The sequence below is a fragment of the Acidobacteriota bacterium genome (assembly GCA_016196035.1).
GTDB lineage: Bacteria > Acidobacteriota > Blastocatellia > RBC074 > RBC074 > JACPYM01.
On sequence record JACPYM010000066.1, the window covers coordinates 39813 to 57106 of the forward strand.

Genomic DNA, 17294 nt, shown 5'->3' on the forward strand with positions numbered 1-17294 from the left:
GCCAGGCGATGGTTCTCTTGGTTGTCGCCTATGTGGTTGGCCATTGGAACTGCCTGAGCGGCTATGACGATGCTGTTTCTAGCTCTGACCCTAAACCAAGGCCTGGCAAATAACTGCTTGCTTTCGTCCCAGTGAGTTTGGTTCTGCCTGGTTTTTGGCGCTGATCACGCCAAAAAAATTTGGTAGTGGGGTAGTCAGGTGGGACTACAAACTAAAGCCGTCCCACCTGACTACCCCACTACCAAAAATTGATTGTCTCTCTAACCTGCGAGGAAGTTTTATGAAACCCACAAACAAATCTGCGCGCAAACAAAAAAAAGCCAACGGGAAGTTGCGTGGACTGGCGCTGCTGGTCCTGCTCATGGCTGTCGGTGTTGTAATTTGGCAAGCCAGCAAGCCGATGCTGGCTGCGAGCAGTATGGCGGCTGCCGTGGAAAGCAGCCGCTTATCGCTCGATACGGCGGTCGAGGTTTATCGCGACAATCGCACGAGCGCCAACTGGCAGGCTGTCGAGGCCGCGCGCCAGGTCTATCAAACGGCTTTTACCGAGGCCGTGAAAGTCAACGCCGTCAGTCCCGCTCCAGTCATGGCGGCGAGTGCGGCATTACAGCTACAGACGCTAGCTGCCATAAAGAAAAGCTTGACCCCAAACCAGAAGAAGATTAGCTCCCGACTACTCTTCGCCGCGCGCAAACAACGTGTGCAACTGCCCTTGGAGTTAAATTCAATGCGCACATCAGTACCGACCAGCGCTAGCGGTGACACCTTAGTAGATATCACTGTAATTAATCGCACGGCTGGTTTGAAAGTGCTGGACAAGTTTAGCTTCAAAGTCGTCAACGCCAGCCCTGCTGGCAGGGTGATCGTGGCGGAAGTACCGTTGGGTAAATTGGAAGAGCTGGCTGCGTTCCCAGAGATTATTGCCATCCGCGAACATGCCAAAGCCTACACCAGCCGCTATGTCCCATCTGGGGCTGAGGCGCAGACGCTAGTCAAACCTAGCTTTGAAAAACGGGCGGAAGCGTTGCGGAATCGGGTATCCGCAGCTTTGGCTGGGATGGTGTCCAATGTTTCTGAAGGCGATAAGACGCACCGGGCGCTGGATGCGCGTGGATTCTTTGGCGTCAATGGTAGTGGCGTAAAAGTCGGAGTGATCTCTGACGGTGTGGATTCGCTGGCGGCGTTGCAGGCCTCGGGTGATCTGCCTGCCGTGACCGTACTGGACGCGGGGTCAGGCGATGAAGGCTCGGCGATGCTCGAAATCGTTCATGATCTGGCGCCAAATGCACAACTTTATTTTGCTACTGCCGACCCCACGCAAGCCACTTTTGCGGCAAACATCATCGCCCTAAAAAATGCGGGCTGCAATATCATCGTGGACGATGTCGTTTATCTGGCCGAATCGCCCTTGCAAGAAAGCATTGTGGCGGATGCGGTCAATCAAGTAACGGCGGCTGGCGTGCTCTATTTTTCGTCGGCGGGCAATGAAGGCAACAAAAACGATGGTACTTCCGGCACTTGGGAAGGAAACTTCAATCCCAATGGGACGCCGCCCGCGCTGGCCGGTGGCGGCGCGGCTAATAATTTCGGCGATGGCGGGCAGTCTATCCTGGTGACTGCTGATTCAGCCGTGGTCCCTCTGTATTGGAGCGATGTTTTTGGCGTTTCGGCGAATGACTATGACCTTTACGACATGGACGGCGGACTCACGACCATCTTCGATGCTTCCACCGACACGCAAGACGGTGTGGGCGGCGATGACTTTCCGGTCGAAATCAGCGGCCCGGCCTTTAGCGGTGAACGTTTGGTCGTACTGCAATTTGCGGGTGCCAATCGGTTCATTAGCCTGCACAATTTCCGTGGCAGACTCGATCCAACTCTCAGCACGACGGGTTCGACCATTGGCCATTCCATCGCGGTGAATGCCTTCAGCGTGGCAGCGACCCCTGCGAGTGCGGGGTTTGGCGTAGGACAGCCAAGCGGCCCGTTCCCGAATCCTTTCACCACTGCCAACGTGACGGAGACTTTCACTTCCGACGGGCCGCGTCGGATTTTCTTCGATTTCGCTGGCAACTTACTGCCAGGCGCGCCGCCAGGTAATTTCTCTGCGACGGGCGGGATCGTGAGGCAAAAGCCGGATATTACGGCGGCAGACGGCGTGATGTGCGCCGCGCCCGGCTTTAATCCCTTCTTCGGCACTTCGGCAGCAGCTCCGCACGCGGCGGCCATTGCGGCCCTGCTCAAATCGGCGGGGCCCTTCACCAACGCGCAGATCCGCACTGCACTCATCTCTTCGGCGCTCGACATTGAGACAGTGGGTGTTGATCGCGATTCCGGCGCGGGCATCGTCATGGCCTACCAGGCACTGCAAGCCATTGGCGCGACACCGCAGGCATTCCTGAGTTTGGGAACCGTCGCGTTTACCGAAACAGGCGGCGACAATGACGGATTTGCCGAATCTTGCGAACAATTGAATTACACGATTGGGCTGACCAACGCTGGCGGAGCGACCGCGACGGGCATCTCGGCGACGCTGACTTCTGCGACGCCAGGCGTGGTCATCAATCAAGGCGTGTCGGCGTATCCGAATCTGGCAGTGGCCGCCAGTGCTAACAACACGACGCCGTTTACCGTAACGATTGGCTGCGGCGTGACTTGCGGTGCAACGATCAACTTTACCTTGACCGTGACGTTCAGCGGCGGAATGAGTCCGCAAATCTTCAATTTCAGCACGGCGATGGGCGCACCTGGCACGCCGATAACCTTCAGTTTCACCGGCCCACCGGTGGCGATTCCGGATGCCGCCGATTTGTCGGGCAGTAATCCGGGCGCGCCGGTCAACGCCAATCTGGTGGTTGCCGGGGTTCCGGGCAATATCTTCGATATTAACTTCCGCTTCGATGGCACCAGTTGTACGAACGCTATTGGTTCGACCACGGTCGGGCTGGATCACACTTTCGTCAACGACTTGAGGCTCACGCTGAGAGCGCCGGATAACACGACCGTGGTGGTCATTAACAACACCGACGGCAGCGGTAACAACTTCTGCCAGACGCTGCTCGACGACGAATCGGCGGGAGCTTCGATCCAAAGCGTGGTTTCCGGCAACGCGCCGTTCACCGGCTCCTTCAAACCGAATGCGCCGCTTTCGGGGTTCGACGCTCACGGTGCCAATGGCACCTGGCAACTACAGGCGCAGGATTTCTTCAGCGGGGACACCGGTAACATCCGCGCCTTCTCGCTGGTCATCACGCCGGCGGTTTGCGCGACAGCGGCGTGTTCGCTGACGCAGGCGAACATCATGGTAATTCCCGTGTCGCCCGGTACGACGGCAGTGGTCAACTACAGTCCGTCCATCACGGGCGGTTGCGGGGTCGTGACTTGCGTGCCGCCTTCCGGCTCGACCTTTCCAGCGGGGGTAACGCCCGTCACTTGTACGCCGCAAGCCGGTAGCCCGATCAACTTCACTGTAACTGTCGGTTGCGCACCGATCACGCTTGGCCCGCTGTCGGGCGCAGTGGCGGGCACGCCGTACAATCAATCGGCGGTGGCCAGTCCGGCGGGTTCATATACCTACTCAGTGATGAGCGGGTCATTGCCGACGGGCTTGACGCTGAATGCCGCGACCGGCGCGGTCACGGGCACGCCGACGGTGGCCGGGACCTTCACCTTCACTCTCAAAGCCGCCGACAATGTGAATCCCTGCATGGGCACGCGGAATTACACCGTGGTCATCACCTGTCCGACGGTCACGCTGGCGCCCACGACCTTGCCCAACGCAACGGTCAATGTGGCGTATCCGACGACTCTCACGGGCAGCCCCGCCGGCGGCAACTATACGTTTGCCGTCACCAGCGGCCTATTGCCTGCGGGCCTGACGCTCAATGCGAATGGTTCGTTCAGCGGTGCGCCGACGCAATCCGGCGTCTTCAATTTCCGCGTCACGGCCGCGGGCTTTGGAGGTTGCACGGGCTTCCTTGATTACGCGCTGGTCGTCATTTGCCAGACCGTTACGCTCAGTCCAGCGAGCTTGCCGAGCGGGACGGCCGGCACTGCTTATAGTCAGTCGGTTTCCGCTTCGCCTGCCGGGGCGTATACCTATGCGGTCACGTCAGGCTCCTTGCCGGCGGGGCTGACGCTCAATGGCGCGACCGGCGCGCTCACGGGCACGCCCACAACGACCGGCTCGTTCTCCTGCACGCTCACGGCTTCGGCGGGTGCGTGCAGTGGTTCGCAAAACTACACTGTGACCATCGGCTGCCCGACGATCACCTTAAGCCCTGGGAGCCTCGCTGCCGGTCAGGCGGGCGTCGCTTACAGTCAAACCCTCAGTGTCTCGCCTGCGGGCAGCTATACCTTTAGCCTGATCGCGGGAAGTCTGCCCGCCGGGTTGACGCTGAATGCCTCAACGGGAGTGATCAGCGGTATCGCCACCGCCACGGGCGCGGCAACCTTCACCGTCAAGGCGCAAGCGGCCACTGGCTGCGCTGCCACGCAAAACTACATGCTGGTCATTGGGTGTCCGACCATCACGGTCAATCCCGCGACCTTGCCGAGTGGCACGACGGGGACGGCGTACAGTCAGGTGATTTCGGCTGCACCGGCAGGCGGCAATTACAGCTATGCCGTGACCAGCGGTTCCTTGCCGCTGGGGTTGTCGCTCAATGCCGCGACCGGCCTGCTGAGTGGCGCGCCAACGACGAATGGGTCCTACACCTTCACGGTGACGGCGACGGGCTTTGGTGGCTGCCAGGGCAGCCGGTCGTACTCGCTGGTCATCGGCGGCGCTTGTCCGACGATCACGTTGCCGGGCAGCTTGCCCAACGGCAGTATCGGGCAGCTTTACAGTAACACTGTCGCCGCCGCGCCCGCCGGCAGCTACACCTACGCGCTGACCGGCTCGCTGCCGCCGGGCGTGACCTTCTTCAATGCGGCGGCGCTGCTGTACGGCTATCCGCTGGCGGCGGGCAGCTATACCTTCACGATCACCGCGACACAGGGCGCGTGCACAGGCAGTCAGAGTTATACGGTGCTGGTCGGGGCCGGTGCTTTTGCGGCGCGGGCGCAAGTGGCCGATTACGATGGCGACGGCAAAGCCGATCTGGCCCTCTGGCGGCCCGCGAACGGAAGCTGGAATATGCGGATGAGCAGCACGCAGTTGACCCAAACCATGAGTTGGGGCACCACAGGCGACCTGCCGTTGCTGGGCGATTACGATGGGGACGGCAAGACCGATCTGGCGGTTTATCGCCCCAGCGCGGGCACGTTCTACGTCCGGCGCAGCAGCGATGGCGGCTACCTCATCAGGCAGTGGGGCGTAAGTACGGACGTGCCGGTGCCGGGCGATTATGACGGCGACGGCAAGACGGACTGCGCCATTTGGCGGCCCAGCGAAGGCAACTGGTATGTGTTGCGCAGCAGCGATGGCAACATTGATGTCGTGAATTGGGGCATGGGCGATGCGCCGTATCTGGATGTGCCGGTGCCGGGCGATTATGACGGCGACGGCAAAACCGATCTGGCCGTGTTCCGGCGTGCGAGCGGGACGTGGCTGGTGAAGCGCAGCAGCGACAGCCAATTCATCATCAAGCAATGGGGCCTGGGCACAGATGTGCCGGTGGCGGCGGATTACGACGGCGATGGGAAGACCGACATCGCCGTCTGGCGGCAGGGTGTCTGGTACATCTGGCAAAGCGTGAGCAATCGTTACCGGTTGGAAAACTGGGGGACGAGCGCGGCACCGTACTACGATCAAGCCTTGCCGAGCGATTATGACGGCGATAAGCAGGCCGATGTCGCGGTCTGGCGCGCGAGTGATCGCACCTGGTATGTGCGGTGCAGCCACGACGGTAGTCTGATGATGCAGGCGCAGGGCCAGGCCGGCGATGTGCCAGTGGCGCGGCGAACGCCCTGAGCGTGCGTCGTTGCGGGAAGCTGACCGTCTCGTAGCGGGGACACGCTCGGGCGCAAAAAGGGGGCGCGGCTTTTAGTGAAGCCGTGCCTCCCTTTTTTTGATTTGCGCAGTTGAGTTACTTGCCCGAACGCCGGTTCGCTGGCGGTTGGGCAGTTGATTTGGTGGCTGCCGCAGCGGGTTTGTTCAAGTTCGTTTCAAATAACTTGAGAATTCGCTTGTATTCATCCGCCCAACTCGTTGCACGCTCAAAGCCGTGATCTTCGACAGGGAAGACAGCCAGTTCCCAATTCTCTTTGCGCAATTCGATCAGGCGTTGCGCCAAGCGCACCGAATCCTGGAAGTGCACATTCGTGTCCACCATGCCGTGACAGATCAGCAGCGCGCCTTTCAGATTTTGGGCGAAGTAAATCGGCGAACTCTGTTTGTAGGCCTCGGCATCATCCTGCGGCTGGTTCAAAATGTTCGCCGTGTAGCCGTGGTTGTAATGCGCCCAGTCGGTCACGGGGCGCAACGCCGCACCCGCCGCGAAGACATCCGGTTCGGTGAACAGCGCCATCAGCGTGATAAAGCCGCCGTAGCTGCCGCCGTAAAGGCCCACACGCTTCGAGTCTACTCCGTGTTCGGCGACGAGGTATTTCACAGCTTCTAAGTGATCGGTCAAATCCTGACCGCCCATGTGGCGGTAGATGCCCGTGCGCCAGTCGCGTCCGTAACCCGACGAGGCGCGGTAATCAATGTCAAAGACGAGATAGCCGCGCTCCATCAGCAGGTGATGAAACATGTATTCGCGGAAGTAGCTGCTCCACCATTTGTGCACGTTTTGCAGATAGCCCGCGCCGTGGACGAAGAGCACCGCCGGGCCGCCCGCTTTCCAGTTCGCGGGTTTGTACAACCGCCCCGGAACCTGCGCCCCATCGCGCGCGGCGAATTGCACGATGGGCGGATCAATCCAGTTGTAGCTGGCAAACTCTTCAAGCGGCGAGGCCGTGATTTGTTTTGGCGTAGCGGAGGCATTGGCCGCCGCCAGATAAAGCTCCGGTGGTTTGTTGCTGTACGAACGCACCAGCGCTATCTGCGATTCATCGGGCGCAAGCGTCGCCGCGTTGTTGCCGGGTAATGAAGTCAAGCGCGTGCGCGCGCCACCAGCAATGGGCATTGAATAGAAATGGCGCTCGTACAAACTGCCTTCGCTCGACGTGAAATAGAATTTGGTTTTGTCGTCCGACAGGCGCACGTCGGAGACTTCAAACTTGCCGCTGGTGAGTTGTTGCGGCGCACCGCCTTCGACAGGAACGCTGTACAGATGCGCCCAGCCGTCCTTTTCGGATTCAAAGAAAATCGTTTTGTTGTCGGGCAAGAAGCCGAGCGAGAACGCGCCGGGGCCGCCGACCCAAGCCTCGTCGTGCAGGTAATCGAGCACCTGGGTCTTGCCGGTGGCTTGATCAAGCGCCAAGACCCAGCGGTCTTTGTTGTCAGCGGAACGCGCCAGCAACGCGGCGTTCTTGCCGTCTTCCGAAAGCTGCAGGTTGAGCAGTTGCACATCGCGGTCGGCTGACTTTGGATCATCATTGCCATTGGGGGCTTTAACCTTCTGGCCGTGGTCAACGTATTTCACTTCGCCGTTCTCGACATTGATGATGGCGATGCGATTGCGCGTCTGCGCGTCGCCGACTTTGGTGCGGCCCGGAATGTCTTCGGTGAAGGCGGACTCGGTGACGTAGTTGGGCACGATCGTGCTTTTCGTGCCTGTCGCCGATTGAATGACCGTGGCAATGACCGCCGCGCCATCGGGCGTGAGCGTCAGGTTGGTGACGCTTTGCCCGGCGGGCAATTCAAATGGTTTGCGCTTTTCCTGCTTCTTGCGCTTGGCCTCTTGCTCCTCGCGGTTCAGCGCGCGTTCGCGCACGGCTTCCAGCAATTCGCGCTCTTCTTTTTTGAGGTAGTCTTGCTGCGTCTGTTTCTTGGGCGCTTCGGGCTGGCGGGCTTGGCCTTGTTGTTGCACATCATCCAGGACTAACCCGGTCGCTATCGCTTCCGGTTCCGTACCGTCGGCACTCTCTGCGCCGCGCCGTCCACCGCCAAACGCCAACGCCGGGCCAGCCGGAGCCGCGCCGCCGCCCGTGCGAATGTCGGTCAATTGCCGCAGGGAGCCGCCGTCCAGCGCGAGCACATACAGATTGTTGTTGCGCGTGAAATAAACGCTGCGCTGGTCGCGGGTGAAATGCGCGTTGCTCTCGCCTTCCTGCGTTTCGGTCAAACGGCGGCGCTCGTTTTTGGCATTGTCGTAGAGCCAGAGGTCGCCGTCTTCGGTAAACACGGTCAGCCGTTTGTCTTTGGAAACCTCGCCGTTGGCGGGCGGCGCGAGCTTGGCCTCGTCTTCGCTGAGCTTGCGCAAGCCGCCGCCATCGCGGTTGACGACGTAAAGATCAGGCTCTTTCAAACGCGGCTCGCCCGCGCGCTTCCAGCGGAAGTAGACGCGCTGGCTGTCGGGCGACCAGTACACGCGCGTGGGTTCATAGCCGACCAGGTCGGGGCCGCGCATGATGCTGTCAACGGTAAGGTCGAATTTTTTGGGCTGTTGCGCGGACGCGGGCGCGGGCAGCAATAGGGCGAATAGGCAAAGCGAAGTCAGTAGGCGGTGCAGTCCGTATTTCTTCATCTGCGGCTCCGATTGAATTGCTGTGATTGGTTTTGAGCAACAAGAACCAAAGAACACGCACGATGGCGCGTTAGGAACAAGCTCAAAGATTTGTTGTTCAAAGTCCTGAAAGGGCGAAATTGAATAGCCCAGGGCAACGCCCTGGGTTGCGGCGAAGCAAGAGACAAGCCCTAAAAGGGCGGAATAAGAGCGCTGAATTTCGCCCTTTTAGGGCTTGTAAATCATTTTGTGCGGATACCAGGGGCGTTGCCCCTGGCTATTGAATTTCGCCCTTTCAGGGCTTTACGACTCAGCTTAATCTCTTTGCGCTTGAACCCGTAAGCAGTTCTGCCATTCGGGTCAGCATCTGGTTAAGCGAGCTTTCGTGTACCTCGACGGTGTAACCATCGGCCACGCATTCAAAAGTCGAATCATGAAAAGACAAAACGTAGTGTTTGCGTGTCCAGAACCGATCTGGATCGTGGCGCCAATGAACCGAATTCATCCGTTCCAGTTGACGAATCCAAGAGGAAATTTCGATGACAAATGCGCCATACGGTGTTAGTCCGCGACTCGCCAGCGGATGCCCGTGGAATGCTTCATCATTCGGCGGGCCAAACATTGAACTGTAGCATCTGGAAAACTTGACGAGCGCAAGCGGTTCATCTTCAATGCTCTCGGTCACACCGCCGATCGTAGTTCCATCCCAGCCAGGTGGTGTGTCTTGCAAATAAAAGGCTACGACTGTGACGCCTTCGCTGCTCAATACAATCGGCGTCGGCGCTCCCACAGAAGATTGAGGAATGTCAGTGATGGGGACGACACGATCTTTCTCGTCTACTGAATACATCCTGACACTCTCCTTCCAACCCTAAACGAACTGCACCTTGCCGTCCCCTTCAATCACTTCGCCCAATACGACAGGCTTTTCCCGCACATTCGCCAACTGATCAATCACGAATTGGGCGAAGCCTTTGTTGGTCACGACGACCATGCCGATGCCCAGGTTAAACGTCCGCAGCATGTCTTCGTGTGGGACGTTGCCCAGGTCTTGAATCAGTTTGAAGACGGGCGGGATTTGCCAACTGTTCAGACGGATGGCGATGTCTACGTTGCGGGGCAGGATGCGCGGGACGTTTTCGACGAGACCGCCGCCGGTGATGTGGGCCATGCCTTTGATGACGCCTTCGTGTTCGATCAGGCGCGAGAGCAGCGGCAGGTAGTTTTTATGCGGCTTCAACAACTCTTCGCCGACCGTGCACCCGAGTTCGGGCACATGCGTGTCCACTTTGTAACCGGCGGCCTCAAAGAACACTTTGCGCGCCAGGCTGTAACCATTCGTGTGCAACCCCGACGACGGGATGCCCAGCACGACATCGCCGGCGGTGATGCGCGAACCGTTAATGACTTTCTTTTTGTCCACCACGCCGACGATGAAGCCGGCGATGTCGTATTCGCCATCGGCATAAAAGCCGGGCATCTCCGCCGTTTCGCCGCCCAGCAACGCGCAATCGCATTCGCGGCAGCCGCTGGCGATGCCTTCGACGATTTGCGCGACGGTGTTCGGATCGAGCTTGCCGGTGGCGATGTAATCCAAAAAGAACAGGGGCCGCGCGCCTTGCACCAGAATGTCGCCGACGCAGGCCGAGACCAGATCGTAGCCGATGGTCGTGTGAATGCCCGTCTCAAAGGCGACCTTGAGTTTGGTGCCGACGCCGTCGCAACTGGCGACCAAGACGGGCGAGCGCGTGTCGTCAAACGTGCCGTTAAACATCCCGCCGAAACTGCCGATTTCGGACATGACGTTGATGTTGAAGGTCGAGCGCGCCAGCTTTTTGATGCGTTCGGTGGCGGCGTTGGCAGCGTCAATGTTGACGCCCGCGTCTTTATAAGTAATAGCCATAATGCCGTGGAGTAGATTTGCAAAAGGAAGAGAGATTACGGAACAGACGGAAATAACCGAACAGACGGAAGAAACCAGTTAGACCAGTCAGTCTTTTCTGTTTGTTTCGTTATTTCCGTCTGTTCCGTAATCTCTTTTCCGGTTCATTTCTTGATTGATTGCTTTCAGTCAGTAGCTAAGGGGACCGCCGTCATCACTTCGCGCTGCCGCGAGGTTTCGACGCTGTGCCCCAGCAGCGTGGGATATTGCCCGGTGTAACAGGCTTTGCAAAAGCGTGTGTCTTGCGGGTCGCCAACCGCGTCGAGCATGCCCTGCATGCTCAGATACGCCAGCGAATCAGCGCCCAGGTAATCACGAATCTGTTCGATGGATTGATGCGAGGCGATCAGTTCTTCGCTGGTCGGCGTGTCTACGCCGTAATAGCAAGGTGCGACGGTGGGCGGACAACTGATGCGCATGTGCACTTCTTTCGCGCCCGCTTCGCGCACCATCTTGACGATCTTTTGCGAAGTCGTGCCGCGCACAATCGAATCGTCAATCAAGACGACGCGCTTGCCTTCGATCAGGTCGCGCACCGGATTGAGTTTGATTTTCACGCCGAAGTGGCGAATCTGGGATTGCGGTTCGATGAAGGTGCGCCCGACATAATGATTGCGCATCAGGCCGAAGCGTAACTTCAGGCCCGATTGCGAGGCGAAACCAATCGCCGCCGCCACGCCCGAATCGGGTACGGGCACGACGATGTCGGCCTCCACTGGGCTTTCGCGCGCCAGAGCCTTGCCCATCAGGTGACGGCTCTTGTTGACGCTGCGGCCGTAAACCAGCGAATCGGGCCGGGCAAAATAGACGTGTTCAAAAATGCAATGCGTGTGCGGCTTTTGCGGAAAAGGGTGGGTCGAACGCATGCCGTCGGCATCCACCACGATCATTTCGCCCGGCGCGACATCGCGCACATATTTCGCGCCGATCAAATCAAAGGCGCAGGTTTCCGAAGCAAAGACCGTCGCGCCCTCCAATTCGCCCATACACAACGGGCGGAAGCCGCGTGCATCACGAATGGCGATCAGGCTGTCGGGCGTGGTGAAGAGCATCGAATACGCGCCGTCATCGAACATCAAGGCCTCGACAATAGCTTCGGTCAAATCGCGGCGGCGCGAACGCGCGATGCGATGCAAGACGACTTCGGTGTCAGAGGTCGAAGAGAAAATCGCGCCGTCCTGTTCGAGTTGTTTGCGCGCTTCGCTGGCGTCGGGCAGGTTGCCGTTGTGGCAGAGCGCGATTTGCCCGTAGCTGCATTTGACGGCGAACGGCTGCGCTTCGTTGATGCTGACTTTGCCGGCAGTCGAATAGCGCACGTGGCCGATGGCCGCGCTGCCTTGCAAGCGTTTGAGGTTGGCTTCCTGAAAGATTTCGTTGACGTGGCCCATGCCGCGTTCGGAATAAAGCCGCACGCCATCGGTCGAAACGATCCCGGCGGATTCCTGCCCGCGATGTTGCAGGGCGTACAGTCCCAGATAAGTCAGCCGCGCGGCTTCGGAGTTCCCGAAGATCCCGAATACGCCGCACTCTTCACGAAATTTATCGAACAGCATTTGCCTACTTTTGCCTACTTTTGGTTGAATGATTGCGCACGTGTTGAAGTTATGGATGAACGTTGCGTGGAGTAGAAGGCAGTATAAACAATCAGCAGGCGGAGGCAAAAGGCACGCCTCAAACGCCTGCTGTTTCTCGTGCTGGGGATAGGCAGCTTTTAGGTGCAGCGCCAATGCTCAACTCAGATAGTTGTTTCCTCACAGTGCCGTCGCGCCGCCATCCACCACGAACGTCTGCCCGGTCACGAAGGACGCTTCATCCGAAGCCAGATACAGCGTGATGCCGCCGATTTCCTCCGGCGTGCCGACGCGCGGGATGGGTTGGGTGGCTTCGAGCTTTGACACGTACTTTTCGTTCTTCCAGAAATACTCGCTGAAATCGGTTTGAATTAGGCCCGGCGCAATCGCGTTGACACGCACATTGTGCTTGCCGAATTCCGCCGCCCAGTTGCGCGTCATCATCAACAGCGCCGCTTTGGTCGCGCTGTAAAGCAGCCCGCCCGGTTGGGGCCGCAGCCCGGCAATCGAAGCGATGTTGATGATCGAACCACCCGTGCCGCGTGCGATCATTTGCGGCACGGTCAAGCGAATCAGCCGCAGCGCCGAGACCACGTTGACCTCGAACATCTTGGCGAACATGTCGTCGGTCACGTCCAGACACGGCCCCTGCCCGATGTTGGTCGCGCTGTTGTTGACCAGAATGTCCACCGGGCCGAGCTGGCGTTCGGTTTCTTGCACCAGCTTTTCCAATTGCTCGGCGCGTCCGACGTGGCATTCAACCGGGATGATTTTGCCGGGCAAGGCGGCGAATTCCTGCGCGGTGGCTTGCAGGACTTCGAGCTTGCGGCTGGCGATAACGACGTTGGCGCCTGCGGCGGCCAGACGTTGCGCGATGGCCTTGCCGATGCCGCGCCCGCCGCCCGTGACGAGGGCGGTTTTGCCGTTGAGAGTGGACATAGAGATGCTCCTTGAAATTGTGGTTTGAACAGCGGCGCTCACCGTAGCCGTGCGCGGAAACGCTGTCAAGCAAAGCGCGGTTGACAATCTCACACGGGCTTCTTGATACTGCGGCCCGGTTTCAAATCCCAAATTTCAAATCCCGTTTTGCTACGAAAAGGAGCCGCAATGGAAGCCACTGCAACGTCGCAAGTTCGCGTGCACGACAAGTTTTACATCAACGGTCGCTGGACACAGCCGCAAGGCGCCGACTTAATCGAAGTCATCAACTCCACCACCGAAGCGATCATGGGAAAAGTCCCGGAAGGCACAGCCGAAGACATCAATGCCGCTGTCGCCGCAGCCCGTACCGCGTTCGGGTCGTGGTCAAGCACACCCGTCGAGACGCGCGCCGCCTACCTCGACCAAATCGCCGCCAAGTTGAAAGAACGCCAGGCCGGAATTGCCGCGACCATCGCCGCCGAGGTCGGTATGCCCTTGCCCATGGCGACCGCCGTGCAAGCCGGGCTGGCGATTACTGATGTCAGCACGACTGCCAAGCTCGCGCGCGAGTTTCAATTTGAAGAGCAGGTCGGCAACGCGCTGATTGCCAAAGAACCCATCGGTGTCGTCGGCTGCATCACGCCCTGGAACTTCCCGCTGCATCAGATCACCGCCAAAGTCGCGCCCGCGCTGGCCGCCGGTTGCACGGTGGTGCTGAAACCCAGCGAAGTCGCGCCGCTGACCGCGTTCATGCTGGCCGAAATCATTGACGAAATCGGCTTGCCCGCGGGCGTTTTTAACTTGGTAACGGGTTACGGCCCGGTCGTGGGTGAAGCCCTGGCCGCGCATCCTGACGTGGATATGATTTCCTTCACCGGTTCAACGCACGCGGGCAAGCGTGTCAGCGAACTGGCCGCGCAAACGGTCAAACGCGTCGCGCTCGAACTGGGCGGCAAGTCGGCCAACATCATTCTCGACGACGCCGATTTTGAACGCGCAGTCGCGAGCGGCGTCGGCAATTGCTATTTCAATTCGGGCCAAACCTGTTCGGCGCTGACACGCATGTTAGTGCCCAAGTCGCGCTACGACGAAGCCGTCGCCATCGCCAAACGTGCGGCTGAGAAATTCACCGTCGGCGACCCGCTCGGCGGCGCGGCCAAACTCGGCCCGCTGGTCTCGGCCACGCAGCGCGACCGCGTGGTGGGCTACATTGAAAAGGGGATTGCCGAGGGCGCGACGCTCGTGGCGGGCGGGCCGGAAAAGCCGGAAGGCTTGGAACCCGGCTTCTTTGTGCGCCCGACCGTCTTCGCCAACGTGGACAACCAGATGACCATCGCGCAGGAAGAAATCTTCGGCCCGGTGCTCTCGCTGATTGCTTACGAAGACGAAGACGACGCGGTGCGCCTCGCCAACGACACGGTTTACGGCCTATCGGGCGGCGTTTGGTCGGGCGATCCCGAACGCGCCAAACGCGTCGCGCGCCGCTTGCGTACCGGGCAGGTCGAAATCAATGGCGGCAGGTTCAATCCGCTGGCGCCCTTTGGCGGGTACAAGCAATCGGGCAATGGGCGTGAGTTAGGCAAGTTCGGGTTGGAAGAGTTTTTGGAAGTGAAGGCGATGTTACTTTAACGGCCAACCTCGCCAGTAACGATTTCTCAGCGCCGTGATGATCTTTCGCGGGGCTGTTACTCTCAGCTAATCCTTTGGCAATTGTGTAGCCGAAAAAATTCTCAGTCAATTCTGCATGGTCGCCTGTAATGGCTGACATTCTTATCCCTAACCAGCCTTTTCCTTTAAGGCAGTAACAACGTGATGCAATCAAGCGGAAGGATTTCTTGCTTCATTCATCGTGTATTCACGTTGCTTTGCTAACTTATCTACGCCAGCAACAGCACGGTGCGGAATCGCTGCCGCATCCTGCGCTCTGATGGTTGGCGCCTATAGTGTCACGGTGCAGTTCTCCCGGTTCGATTCAACTACTCCGCGACCATCTTTTCTTTTTGCTTATGTAAATAAGCCTCGGGCGATGTGCGCCTGACAGTGCGGCTTATGTCGCTGTCTACACGGTCAGCGATGACCCAAGCTATAAGGTGAGGTGTGTCCAGAGGGTGTTGACCGGAAAGAGCGGCGCCATTCTTTTAACTGACGATGAAGAATTCATTGATACGAATGCTGGCATGGTTTGTTAGCTGAGGAGAAGTACGTATGAAAACACGGTTTCTTTTGATGATTGCCTGGTTGCTCCTGGCAGTTCCGGCGTTTGCGGCGACTACCTATACCTATAACGGCCCCGCTTTTACCAGCGGAACCGATCACGTCTCGGTGAGTTTTACGGTGAATGCGCCGTTGGCTCCCTCAACCAGTTACTTGTCGCTTACCGCTGCGGGAGTAACAAGCAGCTCTGTTTCAGTTGTCGGCCCCGGCGGCGTTTTAACTGGATTCGTTCTGCCAGTAACTACTTTTCAGATACACACGGATGCGGCGGGTAACATAGATTCCTGGTTTATCTTTGGCGGTAAAAATACCTTGACCGGGGTGGCGCCAACTTCCACGGGAACTGATTGGCAGGCGTATACCATGAATACGATGGCGTTCATTCCGGGCACGGGGGTTCCGGGCGTCAACCAATCCTCGCTGGTCACGGGCCATTACAACTATGATCAAGCCACGCGCATCACGTTTTACGCTACCTGCGCGGGCGCTCCGGCGGGCTGCACGCTGGCGGGCAATGGGCAACCTTATGTAGGCGAGTACAGTGGCATCATCAACCCTGCCAACACGAGCGGTTCGTGGTGGGTCGTCACGACGGATAATGGCTCCGGTGGCGGGCCGTTGCCGCTGGCGCTGAGCGGCACCTTGCCAGCGGGTGTAGTGGGAACGGTATATAGCGGAGCGCTCACGGCCACGGGAGGCGCCGCGCCGTATTCCTGGTCTGCCACGGGCGTTCCCAGCGGGCTGACATTCGGCGCGGATGGCTCTCTTTCCGGCATTCCTGACACGGCGGGCAGCTACACTGTGCAAGCCACGGTGACCGACAGCGTGGGTGCAACGGCAACCGCCAGCGTGCCGGTCTCCATCACCAATCCGGCCCCGGTTGCGTGTTCGGGGACGAATGCGGTGATCACGGCGTATGTCGCACGCAATCCCGGTTTCATCACGGTGAATGGCGGGTTGAATCTGCTCGATCATTTATGGACGACCAATTTGAACCCGGGCAATACGACGTTTCTGGGCGGCTTGGTGAACTGGTACCAGACTGGTTTGATCGTGGATTACACCGGTGTTGCCGATCCGGCGGGTTGTATTCTGACGAACCTGACCGTCAAGCCGCGCGTGACGATCTCAACCACTTCCTTAGCGAATGGCACTGCGGGAGTCGCGTACTCTGCTCCGGTCTCCGTCACTTGGGGAGTAGCTCCGTATACGACTACGATCAGCGGATTACCGGCTGGGCTGAGCTTCAACGGCGTCAATATCACGGGCGTCCCCACAATCATTGGCGTGTTCAACCTGACGATTAGTGCGGTTGATGCCGTGGGAGTTTCGACGGTAAAGAATCTGAGTTTGACGATTGTGGATCGGGCCATTGTGTTCGCTCCGGTCTTGCCGAATGCCACGGTGGGCGCGGCCTATGCGGCGACGCTTGTGGCTTCCGGAGGTTATGGCGCGTTCACCTATGCAGCCACGGGGTTGCCGCCGGGCTTGACGCTCACAGGCAGCAGCCTCAATGGCGTGCCCACGACCGCCGGGACATTTAGCGTAAGCTTGACCGCGACGGACGCAGTTGGCGTCGCCCAGTCAGTGACAACCACGTTGGTGGTCAACCCTGCGCCGCCGGGCAACTTTACGATCAAAGACGAAGGGCAGGGCAGAATCACTGCTTTGGGCGCCGGGTATCTGATGGTTGGAACCAAGAAGTTGATTTGGAACGCCAGCACCAAGATCACTGTGAACACGCCAAGCGGCGAACTGCACGTCATTGATGGGTTCGTAAAAGTGAATATGCGGGTGCAGTGGAAAGGGTTGCGCGACAACGCCACCAATACCGTCTTGACCAGTCAGCTTGAGGTGAACTGATCCTCCATTTTAAGGCGTGATTGAACAGAGGGGCCTTTCGAGGCCCCTCTGCCTTTCAGTCGGCTCACCTAAGATTTCAGGACTTACGCAAAACGCGCGCGCGATAGCCACAGAGGCACGGAGACACAGAGCTTTGTTACAGTTCTGCCGGAGATCGCGGTCTTCCTCTGTGTCTCCGTGCCTCTGTGGCAAATCTTTGCGTAAGTCCTGGATTTTAAGCCCTACCGAAAA

8 protein-coding genes are annotated in these 17294 nt (G+C 58.9%); 3 read left to right on the forward strand and 5 right to left on the reverse strand.

What is annotated here, in order from left to right:
- Nucleotides 1-280: 280 nt before the first annotated feature.
- Entirely contained in the window at nt 281-5914 is a 5634-nt protein-coding gene (locus HY011_20465; GenBank protein ID MBI3425314.1) for a putative Ig domain-containing protein, read from the forward strand.
- Between the two features lie 115 nt (nt 5915-6029).
- Here the strand turns inward: HY011_20465 and HY011_20470 are convergent, their stop codons facing one another.
- The 5 genes from HY011_20470 to HY011_20490 all read right to left on the reverse strand — a co-directional run bounded on the left by HY011_20470 (nt 6030) and on the right by HY011_20490 (nt 13004).
- Nucleotides 6030-8573, reverse strand: coding sequence for a prolyl oligopeptidase family serine peptidase (locus tag HY011_20470; GenBank protein ID MBI3425315.1), 2544 nt, complete (start codon nt 8571-8573; stop codon nt 6030-6032).
- A 289-nt stretch (nt 8574-8862) separates the two neighbouring features.
- A complete protein-coding gene (locus HY011_20475) occupies nt 8863-9402 on the reverse strand; it encodes a hypothetical protein (GenBank protein MBI3425316.1) in 540 nt (179 codons plus the stop codon).
- 21 nt (nt 9403-9423) lie between these two features.
- Entirely contained in the window at nt 9424-10455 is a 1032-nt protein-coding gene (locus HY011_20480; GenBank protein MBI3425317.1) for a phosphoribosylformylglycinamidine cyclo-ligase, read from the reverse strand.
- A gap of 164 nt (nt 10456-10619) precedes the next feature.
- Nucleotides 10620-12047 (reverse strand): amidophosphoribosyltransferase, encoded by a 1428-nt coding sequence (locus tag HY011_20485; protein MBI3425318.1) that lies wholly within the window; start codon nt 12045-12047, stop codon nt 10620-10622.
- 198 nt (nt 12048-12245) lie between these two features.
- Nucleotides 12246-13004: an SDR family oxidoreductase gene (locus HY011_20490; GenBank protein MBI3425319.1), complete on the reverse strand. Its 759-nt coding sequence runs from the start codon at nt 13002-13004 to the stop codon at nt 12246-12248.
- Nucleotides 13005-13172: 168 nt separating this feature from the next.
- On the opposite strand from HY011_20490, the gene HY011_20495 reads away from it, so the two are divergent.
- Nucleotides 13173-14615, forward strand: a complete 1443-nt coding sequence (locus HY011_20495; GenBank protein ID MBI3425320.1) for an aldehyde dehydrogenase family protein — start codon at nt 13173-13175, stop codon at nt 14613-14615.
- 576 nt (nt 14616-15191) lie between these two features.
- Nucleotides 15192-17063, forward strand: coding sequence for a putative Ig domain-containing protein (locus HY011_20500; GenBank protein MBI3425321.1), 1872 nt, complete (start codon nt 15192-15194; stop codon nt 17061-17063).
- Nucleotides 17064-17294 lie beyond the last annotated feature (231 nt).